The sequence below is a fragment of the Microbacterium sp. BH-3-3-3 genome, from assembly GCF_007679045.1.
GTDB classification, from domain to species: domain Bacteria; phylum Actinomycetota; class Actinomycetes; order Actinomycetales; family Microbacteriaceae; genus Microbacterium; species Microbacterium algihabitans.
On the sequence record NZ_VEFS01000003.1, the window covers coordinates 92,404 to 104,574 of the forward strand.

Below are 12,171 nucleotides of genomic sequence, written 5' to 3' on the forward strand. Positions count from 1 at the left end.
GGCTGAGCGTGTCGAAGCCACCGGGCTCAGCGACCGGGTTTCGCGCGTGGGTGGTGGCTGAGCGTGTCGAAGCCGCCGGGGTCAGCGATCGGGTTCGCGCGAGTGAGGTGGCTGAGCGTGTCGAAGCCACCGGGGTCAGCGACCGGGGTTCGCGCGTGGGAGGTGGCTGAGCTTGTCGAAGCCACCGGGTGTCTGCGGGTTCCGGGTGTCCGCGGTCTCCGGTCCCTTCGACAGGCTCAGGGACCTGGGGTCCTGGGTCTGCGCGTTCCGGTCCTCTCGACAGGCTCAGGGACCTGGGGTCCTGGGTCTGCGCGTTCCGGTCCCTTCGACAGGCTCAGGGACCTGGGGTCCTGGGTGTCCGCGGGTGCCGGTCCCTTCGACAGGCTCAGGGACCTGGGCTCGGGTCAGCTCGCGACGCCGGCGTAGGCCAGCATCTCCCAACGGTCGCCATCGAGGCGGAACGTCGTCGCCGAGCAGTTCGGCAGGCGCTCGCCCTCGCGGGGGAACTCTCCGTCGGTGGCGAACATGATGACCTCGCGGATGAGCGCCCCGTGCGCGACGGCGATCACGTCGACGCCGTCGGGGGCGGATGCCACGGCCTCGGCGAGCGCGGCCAGCGCACGCTCGCGCACGACCGGCCAGGTCTCGGCGCCGGGCACATCGGCCGCGTGCCACGGGCCGTAGGTGTCGTAGAAGGTGGGCGCGTCCATGCCCTCGGCCTCGCCGTAGGAGCGCTCCTGCAGGCCGGGGAAGCGGTGCGAGACCTCGGTGCCGAGGGCGGCGGCGATGATGTCGGCCGTCTCGGCGGCACGGCCCAGGTCGCTCGAGACGACGACGACCTCACGGCCGGCGTACTCCGCGGCGAGGGTGTCGGCGATGCCACGGGCCTGCAGACGACCCGTGTCGTTCAGGGGGATGTCGGTCGACCCCTGGATGCGCCCCTCGTAGTTCCACGCCGTCTCGCCATGCCGCACCAGAGTCAGAATCGTCACGGTTCGAGCCTAACCGGCGCGGGATGACCGGATGCCGAGAGGCGTCGGGCCGTCAGAGCAGTCCGGGCAGCCGCTCGGCGAAGGCCTTCAGCACGTCGCTCGTGCCGCCGCGGACGTCGCCGGAGTCAGAGCAGTCCGGGCAGCCGCTCGGCGAAGGCCTTCAGCACGTCGCTCGTGCCGCCGTCGATCTTCACGGCCGCGCGCTGATCGGCGCGCGTGGCTCCACGGTTGACGATCACGACCGGAAGACGCTTGCGCCGTGCCCGCTCGACGAGCCGGATACCGGAGTTGACCACCAGCGACGACCCCGCCACGACGAGCGCGTCGCTGGCGTGCACCAGCTGCTCGGCCTCGCGGAACTTCTCGACCGGGATGTACTCGCCGAAGAACACGACGTCGGGCTTGAGAGTGCCCCCGCACACCGAGCACACGGGAACGACGAAGCCGTCGGCGCTCGCCGGGGTGACATCGCCGTCGGGGCCGAGCTCGACGTTCTCGGGGAGGGAGATCCAGGGGTTGTCGGCCTCGACGCGTTCGGCCAGATCGCGGCGGTCGAATACCTGCCCGCACTGCAGGCACCCGACGCGGCGCATCGTGCCGTGCAGCTCGACGACGCGTCCGCTGCCGGCGCGCACGTGAAGTCCGTCGACGTTCTGCGTGATCACGCCGTTGGCGACACCCGCCGTCTCGAGCGCGGCGAGCGCGCGATGGCCGTCGTTCGGCTCGGCGGCGGCGAACACCTTCCAGCCGAGGTGGCTGCCCACCCAGTACCGACGACGCGCATCGGCGTTCGAGAGGAACTGCTGCGCCGTCATCGGCGTGCGCGTGGGAGCACCCTTGCCGCGATAGTCGGGGATCCCCGAATCGGTCGACACCCCCGCGCCCGTCAGCACGGCCACGCGACGGCCGGCCAGAACCTCGACGGCACGATCGACGGATGCCGAGAACTCGGCATCCTGCACCGTGTCGGTCATGCGCACCTCCGTCGTATCGAGTCTATGGCGGGCCGTCGACCCCGGCTCGCGCGGCGAGGGGTCGGTGTGGTTCCCCGGTCGTGGCATCCGGATCATCGCTCGTCGAGCGCGGCACCCCCGAGCCGCAGACCCGGACCCGCGCGGCGAGGGGTCGGTGTGGTTCCCCGGTCGTGGCATCCGGATCATCGCTCGTCGAGCGCGGCACCCTCGAGCCGCGCGCTCGCCCACGGATACTGGGGCCATGACCCCCCTGTCGCCTCCGGCCATGCTCGATGTCACCTGTCTCCGCCGCGTGCGGCCGTGGGGAGCGGATGCCGTCGACATCGACATCGCCGACGGTCGCATGACCGCCATCCGGCCCGCGGCCATCGATCCGATCGGTGTGCGCGAGTTCGACGGGCGGGGGCTCCTCGCCCTCCCGGGCATCGTGAACGCGCACGCGCACCTCGACAAGTCGTGGTGGGGCCTGCCGTGGCAGTCGTACGGGGGAGAGGGCGGCACCGACGGGCGCATCCGCCACGAGCGCGCTCAGCGCGATGCCCTCGGCATCCCGTCGATCGAACGCTCGGCCGTCGTGCTGCGCGAACTCGTGCGTCACGGCACCACGGCGATCCGCTCGCACGTCGACGTCGACCTCGGCGTGGGCCTGCGCGGCATCGAGGCGGTCGAACAGGCGGTCGCGCGATACGAGGGCGCCCTCGACGTGCAGATCGTCGCGTTCCCCCAAGACGGGATTTTGCGCCGCCCGGGTGTGCTCGACCTGCTGCGAGAGGCCGCGGGGCGAGACGGCGTCAACTGGGTGGGCGGGCTCGACCCCGCCACGATCGACCGCGACCCCGTGGGCCAGATCGACGCCCTCGTCGCGCTCGCCGCCGACACGGGCGTCGGCATCGACATCCACCTGCACGACCCCGCCGAGCTCGGGGCGTTCCAGATCGAGCTCCTCATCGAACGCACTCAGCGGCACGGACTCGGCGGACGCGTGAACATCGCGCACGGATTCGCCGTCGCCGACCTCGCGCCCGCCCGCCGTCGCGACCTCCTCGCGGCGATGGGTGAGGCGGGAGTCAGCATGACCACCGTCGCGCCGTTGCGCAACACGCAGCTGCCCCTCGCCGAACTCGACGCGGCCGGAGTCGCGCTGGGGCTCGGCACCGACGGCATCCGCGATCTGTGGAGCCCCTACGGCACCGGAGACACGCTCGGCATCGCCTGGCAGTACGCCCGCGCCGGGGGACTCGTGCGCGACGACGACCTGCTGCGCGTGGTGAAGCTGGCCACGAGCGCGGGAGCGTGGGCGGTCGGCCGCGACGTGCACGACCTCGTCGAGGGCGCTCGCGCCGACATCGTGCTGGTGGATGCCGAGAACCCCATGGACGCTCTCGTGCGCCAACCCGAGCGGGCCCTGGTGATCGCGGGAGGCCGCGCGCTGCACGTCGCGTGACGCGCGGCGCGTCCCCCCCCCGTTGAGGGTCCACGACACGCCGTATGCAACGGACGGGGCGGGGTGTTGTGGACACTCAACGTGCGAGCGGGGCGAGCGGGGCGTGCTGGGAGGATGGGGGAATGCCCGTGATCCCGCTCGACTCCGCCGACGACCCGCGCCTCGCCGACTACCGCGACCTCACCGACGTCTCGCTGCGCCGGGTGAGCGAGCCTGCGGGTGGGCTGTACATCGCCGAGTCCGCCAAGGTGCTCGACCGCGCGCTGCGTGCCGGGCACCGCCCGCGATCGGTGCTCGTGCAACAGAAGTTCCTCGCCGACGCGCTCGCCCTGGTCGGCGACGACGCCGAGGTCTACGTGGTCGCGGCCGAGATCGCCGAGCAGGTGACCGGGTACACCGTGCACCGCGGGCTCCTCGCCTCGATGCATCGCCCCGCGCTGGCATCCGTCGAAGAGATCGTGCGCGACGCGCGGCTCGTCGTCGTGCTCGAAGACATCGTCGACCACACCAACATCGGTGCGGCGTTCCGCTCCGCAGCCGCCCTCGGCGCCGACGCGGTGCTCGTCACGCCGCGCTGCGCCGACCCGCTCTACCGGCGGAGCGTCCGCGTGAGCATGGGCACCGTCTTCCAGGTGCCGTGGACGCGCCTGCCCGAATGGTCGGATGCCGCGCCCCTTCTGCACGACGCCGGATTCCACCTCGCGGCCCTCGCCCTGTCGGACGACGCCGTCACCCTCGACGCCTTCTCGGCCGCCGGGCACGAACGCGTCGCCCTGCTGATGGGATCCGAGGGAGACGGACTCAGCCGTCACGCGCTCGCCGCGGCCGACACCGTCGTGACGATCCCGATGGCCGGGGGAGTGGACTCGCTCAACGTCGCAGCTGCCAGCGCGGTGGCGCTGTGGGAGCTCGGGCGGGGGCGGCGGGTCTGAGACGGAGACCCGCCTAGAGCGGCTCAGCCGGTCGGGTCGTCGAACCCGCCGTCGCGCATCCGGCGCTCCGACGCCGCGGCTGCGCTGACGCGCTGATCGGGGTCGGCCTCGAGCGTGGCGAGCAGTTCGTCGGGCAGGTCGCTCTCACCCACGAGGAACCACCGCTCGACGATGCTCCCCTCGGATGCCACGCGGAGGTCGCGCGCATCGTCTCGCGGCAGCCCCTCGGGCGGGGAGTCGGCACGCTCGATCGCGAGGTGCAGGTGCGCGGGCACCTCACCCGCAACCGCGGGCGCGGTGAACAGCTCGACGACGACGCCCTGCCCGTGCCAGAGAAGCCAGTCGATCTGGTCGTCGTCCCACCGCGGGTCGTCGGTGGTCCAGCCCGACCAGTCGGGGCCCTCGGTCTCGAAGGCCCACCGCTGCGGCTCGGCGTGCAGCGTCGCGGCGATCGCGAGGGCGTCTCGACGCACATCGAGCAGGTCGCCGTCGCGGAACACCGACAGGTTCGGCGGCCAGGCCGACGACACGACGTCCCACCCCTCGGCGCTGAAGCGACCGCTCTCGACCTCCGGAGCCCAGCCGGCGTCGGCGAGAGCCTCGGCGAGCGCGTCGGCGTCGCGCAGCAGCGTGTCGGCATCAGCCGCTTGCAGGAGAGCGCCCACCGCGTCGGGAAGAGTGCGCACGGGGGTCAGACCTGCGTCTCGCGGGGGCCCGCGGCATCCGGACCCGGGGCGAGAGTCACGATCGGGAGCGGCTCGGGTCGCTTGGCCCGGATGTGATCGCCCGACGACTGGTGACGCAGGCGCCGCAGCACCCACGGCACGAGGTATTCGCGCGCCCACACGAAGTCTTTCTCGCGGGCGGCGCGCCAGGTGGTGATGGCCATGGTCTCGGCCTTCATCGGCTCGAGGTCGTTCGGCACGTTGAGCGCTCGCAACACCATGCGGGCGACCTCGTGGTGACCGAGGGAGTTGTAGTGCAGGCGGTCGTCGTCGAAGAAGCGCATGTCCTGCACCTCTTTCAGACCCCATTGGTCGGCGACGACGCAGTCGTAACGGTCGGCGATCGAGCGGATGTTCTCGTTGTAGATCGCGACCTTGCCCCGGATGCCGCGGAACACCGGCGTGAACTCCGTGTCGATCGCGGTGAACACGACGACGGTCGCCCCGCTGGTGCTGAGGCGCGCGACGGCGTCTTCGAACTGCCGCGATACCGCGTCGGGATCGCTGCCCGGCCGGATGACGTCGTTCCCGCCCGCCGAGATGGTGATGAGGTCGGGCTTGAGCGCGAGTGCGGGCTCGATCTGGTCGGCCACGATCTGCGCGATGAGCTTCCCGCGCACGGCAAGGTTGGCGTAGGCGAAGTCGTCGACCTGCGCGCCGAGCACCTCGGCGACGCGATCAGCCCAGCCGCGATGGCCGCCGTCGGGCAGCGGATCGCCGATGCCCTCGGTGAACGAGTCGCCCAGGGCGACGAAGCGGCGCCACGGGTGGGGGCCGGGATTGTCGGGCGTGGGCGAGGTGCGGGGCGAGTGCGGATCGAGTGTCATCGAAACCTCCGCCTTCCACGGTACCCCCGGCCTCCGACACTGCGAGCGAGCGGTGCGTGCCCCGGGCGCCCCGTCGGCCCGCCCCGGCGCCGCCCGCCGCCCGCGCCGACGTCCACAACGCAGGAGTTTCCGACGCGCCCGACCCGGCCATGCAGAGAAACTGGCCACGACACGGGGCGGATGCCTCAACTCCTGCGTTCTGCCCGCCCGGCGACCTCCGACCGACGCACAGGCGGCGGGCCGCCATCCGCGCCCCGCGACGGGGAGCGCGGGAGTGACCTATCGTGGATGTTCGCGCTCGCGAAGGATGGAGGTTCGATGCTGGAAGAAGAAGCCCGCACCTCGGCCCTCCCGCACACGAGCCCCGCCGCCGAAACGGCGACTCCCCGCATCGCCTCTCCCGGCCCGGTCGCGAGTCCCGGTCCGGTCGCGAGTCCCGGTCCGGTCGCAAGTCCTGGCCCCGTCGCAACCCCCGGCCCGATCGCCAGCCCGGGCCCGGTCGCAATCCCCGCTCCGGCCACCCTCGGCGCCCCCGCGCCTCCTAGAACGACTCCGGATGCCGCGTCCCCGGCATCCGCCCCCGAAGCCCCCACATCCCCCGACGCCCCCGTCGACCCGGCGCACGCCACCGCACCCGTCGCCGCCGACCCCGCGCCCGGGGCGATCGCCGACCCGCAGATCGATGGATCGCTCGACGGCACCGAGCCGCATTTCGGTTCGTTCGCCGCAGAGCACCTGTCTCCGTCGTTCCCGCAGCGCGCCCCGTGGGGAACCGCGCAGCGCTTGCGCGCATGGCAGGCCGAAGCGCTGGATCAATACTTCGGCTCCGACGGGCCCGACGGCGTCGGCAAGGGTCCCCGCGACTTCCTCGCGGCGGCCACCCCCGGGGCCGGTAAGACGACATTCGCCCTTCGCCTCGCCTCCGAGCTCATGCGTCGTCGCGTGATCGACCGCATCGTCGTCGTCGCTCCCACCGAACACTTGAAGACCCAGTGGGCGGAAGCGGCGGCACGCGTCGGCATCCGTCTCGATCCCTTCTTCTCCAACCGGCACGCCACACCCTCGCGGCAGTACCACGGCGTCGCGGTGACCTACGCGCAGGTCGCGGTGAAGGCCGAGGTGCACCAGCGCCTGACGATGGATGCCCGGACTCTCGTGATCCTCGACGAGGTGCACCACGGCGGTGACGCCCTCAGCTGGGGAGACGCCCTCCGCGAGGCCTACAACCGCGCCACGCGTCGCCTGCTGCTGTCGGGAACCCCGTTCCGCAGCGACACCGCGCCGATCCCGTTCGTGGAGTACCACCCGAACTCGAAGGGCATCCGCCTCTCGCGCACCGACTACGCCTACGGCTATCGCCGCGCCCTCGACGACGGCGTCGTGCGCCCCGTCTTCTTCCTCGTCTACGCCGGGCAGATGCGCTGGCGCACCAAGGCGGGCGAGGAGATGGAGGCCCAGCTCGGCCAGGACAACACCAAGGACATCACCTCGCAGGCTTGGCGCACCGCGCTCGACCCCAACGGCGACTGGATCCCCGCGGTGCTCCGTTCCGCCGATCGCCGCCTCACTGAGGTGCGCGAGACGGTTCCGGATGCCGGTGGCCTGGTCATCGCGACGGATCAGACCGCCGCGCGCGCCTACGCCGCCATCCTCGAAGACATCAGCGGCGAGAAGGTCACCGTCGTGCTCTCCGACGAGGCGGAGGCCTCGGGACGCATCGAGACGTTCTCGAAGGGGACGACGCGCTGGATGGTCGCCGTGCGCATGGTGTCGGAGGGCGTCGACGTGCCGCGCCTCGCCGTCGGCGTATACGCCACGAGCGCCTCGACCCCGCTGTTCTTCGCGCAGGCGATCGGCCGCTTCGTGCGTGCCCGTCGTCGCGGTGAGACCGCGAGTGTCTTTCTGCCGAACGTCCCGCAACTGCTCGCCCTCGCCGGCGAGATGGAGGCGCAGCGCGACCACGCCCTCGACCGCGACAGCGACGCGGAAGACCAGTGGAACGCCGAAGAAGACATGATGGATGCCGCCGAGCGCGAGGACAAAGCCTCCGACGCGCTCGAGCAGGAATTCGAGTACCAGGCGCTCGGCTCGCTCGCGCACTTCGACCGCGTGCTGTTCGACGGGCAGGAGTTCGGGCAGCTCGCGGTCCCGGGAACCATCGAGGAGGAGGAGTTCCTCGGCATCCCGGGCCTTCTCGAGCCCGAGCAGGTGCACGAGGTGCTCATGTCGCGCGCGACGCGGCAGTCGCGCCACCGCTCGACCCGCGAGGCGACCGAGAAGGAGAGCGGTGTCGAGCCGGCCTCGGTCGACGACGGCGGGCTCCCCGCCCCTCTCCACCGCACGCTCAAGGAGCAGCGTCAGCTGCTCAACACCATGGTCGGGCTGTACGCCCGCCAGACCGGCGAACCGCACGGCCTCGTGCACGCCGAGCTCCGCCGGATCTGCGGAGGCCCCGCCGTCTCGCACGCCACCGTCGCTCAGCTGCAGGCGCGCATCGACGTGCTGCGCCGGCGCGTGCACTCCTGATCCGGGCGGGTTGCGGTCTCGTCCGGGCTGCGGGTCGGCGTGGGCCACCCGCGCGCTCCGCGTCGCGAAACTGCATCTCGCTGACATTCCGGTGACAGGCTGCAACCGACTCGTCAGCGAAATGCAGTTTCAAGGCCACAAAGGGCCCGACGCCGTTGCCCGAGCGATGCGCCTCGCCGCCGGCCGCGTTACCCGACCTCGGCCCCGCGACCCCGCTTTTCGCGACCCCGAAATGCTGGCATGGGCCCCTCGGCATCCGCGTCTTTCCGGGCTTCGGGGAGCCGAAATGCTGTCAGTATCGACCGACGCGCCCGGGGGCCCGGATCGCCCTCATTACGGTGGGGGACGACCTGAAGGAGCCCCGTGACGAACCTCGCCACACCCACCGCCCGCGATCGCCGCCGCTGGGCGCGCTATCTCGTCGACGAACGCGCCGAAGCGCGCGTGTACCGCGAGCTCGCGTCGCGCCGCACCGGCGAGGAGCGCGACATCCTGCTCGAGCTCGCCGAAGCCGAAGGCCGACACGAGCAGCACTGGATCGACCTCCTCGGCGAGACGCCGAAGCGCCTGCCGTCGCCCGGCATCGGAACACGCCTGCTCTCCTGGATGGCCCGCCGGTTCGGCTCGATCTTCGTGCTCGCCCTCGCGCAGAACGCCGAAGCGCGCTCGCCCTATGCCGACGAGCCCTACGCCACGGCCGCGATGGCCGCCGACGAGCGCGTGCACCACGAGGTCGTCCGCGGACTCGCCGCGCGCGGCCGCCGCCGACTGTCGGGAACCTTCCGCGCCGCCGTGTTCGGCGCCAACGACGGACTCGTCTCGAACCTCGCCCTCGTGATGGGTGTCGGGGCGACCGGCGTCGCGCCGAGCTTCGTGCTCTTCAGCGGAATCGCCGGTCTGCTCGCCGGCGCCCTGTCGATGGGCGCGGGGGAGTTCGTCTCGGTGCGCTCGCAGCGCGAACTGCTCGAGGCCACCGAAGAGAGCGACTTCGCCGACTCGGCCCTGCCCCACCTCGACCTCGACGCCAACGAGCTCGCCCTGGTCTACCGCACGCGCGGGATGGATCCGGATGCCGCGTTCGACAAGGCCCGCGAGGTCGTCACCGCCGCGCAGGCGGGCTCGGCGCCGGTCGCCGCCGCCCCCGGCGAGAACTCGCACGACGTGGTCGGCAGCGCCTGGGGAGCGGCCCTTTCGAGCTTCCTGTTCTTCGCGTCCGGCGCGATCATCCCGGTGCTGCCGTGGATCTTCGGCATGGCCGGCTTCCCGGCCGTCGCCCTCGCGCTGGGGCTCGTCGGCATCGCGTTGCTCGGCACCGGCGCCATGGTCGGCCTGCTCTCGGGTGCGTCGCCGCTGAAGCGGGGTCTGCGCCAGCTCGCGATCGGCTTCGGCGCCGCCGCCGTCACCTACGTGCTGGGCCTGCTGTTCGGGGTGTCCGCGGCCTGACGCCGGGCGTGGCGCTGCCCTCGGGCAGCGCCACCCGCGCTCAGGCTCGGCTCGCCGCGGTCACCCGCGCGGCCTCGCGCACCGCCGAGACGTTCTTGCGCCCGGCACGCGACCCGGCCAGCTTCGCGGCGATGTGCTCGCTCACCGTGACCGGCTCGTACAGCGCAGGAGCCTCGGTGGTGACGAAGTGCGGAAGGGGGCCCACCACGGCATCCGCGTTGCCGTCGTGGAAGAACGCCGCCGAACGCCGCCGCTCGATCGTGCCGTCGATCACCGGCGGCTTCACCCGGTGCAGGGTCGAGAGCCACTTGTCGTTGGTGAGTCGCGCGGCGACGTCGCCGAGGTTGACCAGCAGCGCGCCGTCGGCGGGCGCGACGTCGTTCCACGAGCCGTCGAGCCCGAGCACCTGCAGGCCCGCCACCTGGTCGGCCCACAGCACCGTCACGAGCCCGAAGTCGGTGTGCTCGCCCATGCCCGTCAACTCGGCGCCGAGCTCGATCGACCCCGGCGGCAGGGCGTAGTTGTTCATCCGCAGCACGTCGATGGAGTGGTCGGTGAGCCCGTCGAAGAAGTCGTCGCGCACGCGCAACGCCGCGGCGAAGATGCGGGTGAGCGTGTGGGCGACCCGTCGCGCCTCGTCGTAGTAGGTGCGAACGGCCGGCTCGAACAGCGCCGTCTCGGCGGGCCACGTGTTCGTCGCGTAATCGTCGGGCGACACCGACGCGCCCGGATACTCCTGCCACGACGTGCCGACGTTGAACGCCTCGAAGAAGTCGTTCATGCGCGTCACCGGATCCACCCCGAGGCTGTAGCTGAGCGACTCGCTCTTGGGCGGGCTGTACCCGCGGTTCTCGCCCGCCGGTCGCACGTACGCCTTCTTCGCCTCGAGCGGGAGGCCGAAGAACTCGTCCAGTGCGTCCTCGAGGTCGTGCATCACGGCATCCGGAACCCCGTGCCCCACGATCTGCATGAATCCCACGGTGCGGCACGCGTGGTCGACCGCCGCGACCACCGCCGCGCGGGCATGGTCAGGACCGGGACCCACCCACGCCGAGATGTCGATCGTGGGCACGTGGAAAGAAGCCATGGCCCGACGCTAAGCGCGCGATGTCACATCGGTGTTTCCGCAGCGTCACGGGATCGGGGACGGGGGTTCCGGATGCCGTGGGGGTGGGAGAGCGGATGGCGCCGCTGGCCACCGGGCAGGGTAGTCGCCGACGCCCGCCATGGCTACGGGCTCGGCGACGGAGCGTTTCGGGCGCACTGTCGGCCACCCACCCCCTTGGAGGAAACATGTACTTTCACCTGCAGGAATTCATCAACGACATCGCTCAGGACGAGCCGGATCCGGCCGCCGCGAACGCGCTCCAAGAAGGGCTCGGCGGGCAGTTCGGCGAGATGCGCACCATGATGCAGTACCTCTTCCAAAGCATGAACTTCCGCGGTCCGTCGGGAAAGGCCTACAAGGACCTCATCCAGGGGATCGGTACGGAGGAGATCAGCCACGTCGAGTTGATCGGCACCACGATCTCTCGCCTTCTCGACGGTTCGCCCGGCTACCACGGCACGCCCGCCGACCCCGTCGACCAGCCCGGGGCGGGCGGAGCCACCCCGCTGAGCATCGCCGTGGACCACGGGAACATCCACCACTACCTGGTCGGAGCGCAGGGCGCGCTTCCGGTCGACTCCGTCGGCAACCCCTGGTCGGGGAGCTACGTGTACAACTCGGGCAATCTCGTCCTCGACCTGCTGTACAACCTGATGCTCGAATCGACCGGCCGTCTGCAGAAGTGCCGCCTCTACGAGATGACCGACAACAAGATGGCGCGCGGCACGATCTCGTACCTGATCGTCCGCGATCAGGCGCACGAGAACGCCTACGCCAAGGCGCTCGAGACGCTCGGGGTGAATTGGCGCACCTCGCTGCCGATCCCGAAGACCAACGCCGAGCAGTTCCCGGAGGTCAAGCGGCTGGTCGATCTGGGACTCCAGAGCAAGCAGTACTCGTTCGACCTCGGCAACCAGTCCGAAGCCGGCAAGATCTTCCAGGGCGCCTCGCCCTCGAACGACGGGACGCAGCTGGACGCCAGCGAGCAGGCTCCCGCGGGAGCGCCGATGACGATCTCGCCCGAACGCCTCGAGGAGTTCTCGCCCGGAGCCAACGCCGACCTGCGTGAGCTGATCGAGGCCACCGCCGCGATGGAGATGGTCGGCATCGACGCGACCTTCGGGCGCATGGCCTGAGCCGAGCGGAGCCTCTCGGGCGCCAGGGGCCCAACCCCGCACGGGTCCGAGCCCTACCCTGTCG

10 protein-coding genes are annotated in these 12,171 nt (G+C 71.4%); 5 read left to right on the forward strand and 5 right to left on the reverse strand.

The annotated features are described in order from the left end of the window. Positions 1 to 404 precede the first annotated feature (404 nt). Both FS769_RS10785 and FS769_RS10790 read right to left on the reverse strand, forming a co-directional pair. On the reverse strand, positions 405 to 992 hold the full coding sequence (locus FS769_RS10785; RefSeq protein ID WP_144833298.1) for a histidine phosphatase family protein: 588 nt from the start codon (positions 990 to 992) through the stop codon (positions 405 to 407). 125 nt (positions 993 to 1,117) lie between these two features. Beyond that, a complete protein-coding gene (locus FS769_RS10790; protein WP_144833300.1) occupies positions 1,118 to 1,966 on the reverse strand; it encodes a Sir2 family NAD-dependent protein deacetylase in 849 nt (282 codons plus the stop codon). Between the two features lie 241 nt (positions 1,967 to 2,207). Here FS769_RS10790 and FS769_RS10795 point away from each other — a divergent pair, with 241 nt between their 5' ends. Together FS769_RS10795 and FS769_RS10800 are read left to right on the forward strand one after the other, a co-directional pair. Next, entirely contained in the window at positions 2,208 to 3,410 is a 1,203-nt protein-coding gene (locus FS769_RS10795; RefSeq protein WP_144833302.1) for an amidohydrolase family protein, read from the forward strand. 122 nt (positions 3,411 to 3,532) lie between these two features. Next, on the forward strand, positions 3,533 to 4,342 hold the full coding sequence (locus FS769_RS10800) for an RNA methyltransferase (protein WP_144833304.1): 810 nt from the start codon (positions 3,533 to 3,535) through the stop codon (positions 4,340 to 4,342). Positions 4,343 to 4,365: 23 nt separating this feature from the next. Here FS769_RS10800 and FS769_RS10805 read toward each other — a convergent pair whose 3' ends face one another. Together FS769_RS10805 and FS769_RS10810 are read right to left on the reverse strand one after the other, a co-directional pair. Continuing rightward, positions 4,366 to 5,028 (reverse strand): hypothetical protein, encoded by a 663-nt coding sequence (locus tag FS769_RS10805; protein ID WP_144833306.1) that lies wholly within the window; start codon positions 5,026 to 5,028, stop codon positions 4,366 to 4,368. 5 nt (positions 5,029 to 5,033) lie between these two features. Beyond that, on the reverse strand, positions 5,034 to 5,894 hold the full coding sequence (locus FS769_RS10810; RefSeq protein WP_144833308.1) for an SGNH/GDSL hydrolase family protein: 861 nt from the start codon (positions 5,892 to 5,894) through the stop codon (positions 5,034 to 5,036). Positions 5,895 to 6,212: 318 nt separating this feature from the next. Between FS769_RS10810 and FS769_RS10815 the strand changes: the two genes are divergently transcribed. Then, complete coding sequence (locus tag FS769_RS10815; RefSeq protein WP_396652417.1) at positions 6,213 to 8,420, forward strand: DEAD/DEAH box helicase family protein; 2,208 nt, start codon at positions 6,213 to 6,215, stop codon at positions 8,418 to 8,420. 363 nt (positions 8,421 to 8,783) lie between these two features. Beyond that, entirely contained in the window at positions 8,784 to 9,863 is a 1,080-nt protein-coding gene (locus tag FS769_RS10820; RefSeq protein ID WP_144833310.1) for a VIT1/CCC1 family protein, read from the forward strand. A 40-nt stretch (positions 9,864 to 9,903) separates the two neighbouring features. On the opposite strand, the gene FS769_RS10825 is transcribed toward FS769_RS10820, so the two are convergent. Continuing rightward, entirely contained in the window at positions 9,904 to 10,950 is a 1,047-nt protein-coding gene (locus tag FS769_RS10825; protein WP_144833312.1) for an isopenicillin N synthase family oxygenase, read from the reverse strand. Positions 10,951 to 11,156: 206 nt separating this feature from the next. Here FS769_RS10825 and FS769_RS10830 point away from each other — a divergent pair, with 206 nt between their 5' ends. Further along, the gene (locus FS769_RS10830; protein ID WP_144833314.1) at positions 11,157 to 12,107 is read left to right on the forward strand and encodes a manganese catalase family protein; all 951 of its coding nucleotides are present in this window, start codon (positions 11,157 to 11,159) and stop codon (positions 12,105 to 12,107) included. The last annotated feature ends 64 nt before the right edge of the window (positions 12,108 to 12,171 follow it).

What these genes read in the sequence shown, in the direction of transcription:
- FS769_RS10815 (WP_396652417.1), top strand. Translation starts at nt 6,213, where the DNA reads ATGCTGGAAGAAGAAGCCCGCACCTCGGCCCTCCCGCACACGAGCCCC.
- FS769_RS10810 (WP_144833308.1), bottom strand. Translation starts at nt 5,894, where the DNA reads ATGACACTCGATCCGCACTCGCCCCGCACCTCGCCCACGCCCGACAAT.
- FS769_RS10830 (WP_144833314.1), top strand. Translation starts at nt 11,157, where the DNA reads ATGTACTTTCACCTGCAGGAATTCATCAACGACATCGCTCAGGACGAG.
- FS769_RS10825 (WP_144833312.1), bottom strand. Translation starts at nt 10,950, where the DNA reads ATGGCTTCTTTCCACGTGCCCACGATCGACATCTCGGCGTGGGTGGGT.
- FS769_RS10795 (WP_144833302.1), top strand. Translation starts at nt 2,208, where the DNA reads ATGACCCCCCTGTCGCCTCCGGCCATGCTCGATGTCACCTGTCTCCGC.
- FS769_RS10790 (WP_144833300.1), bottom strand. Translation starts at nt 1,966, where the DNA reads ATGACCGACACGGTGCAGGATGCCGAGTTCTCGGCATCCGTCGATCGT.
- FS769_RS10800 (WP_144833304.1), top strand. Translation starts at nt 3,533, where the DNA reads ATGCCCGTGATCCCGCTCGACTCCGCCGACGACCCGCGCCTCGCCGAC.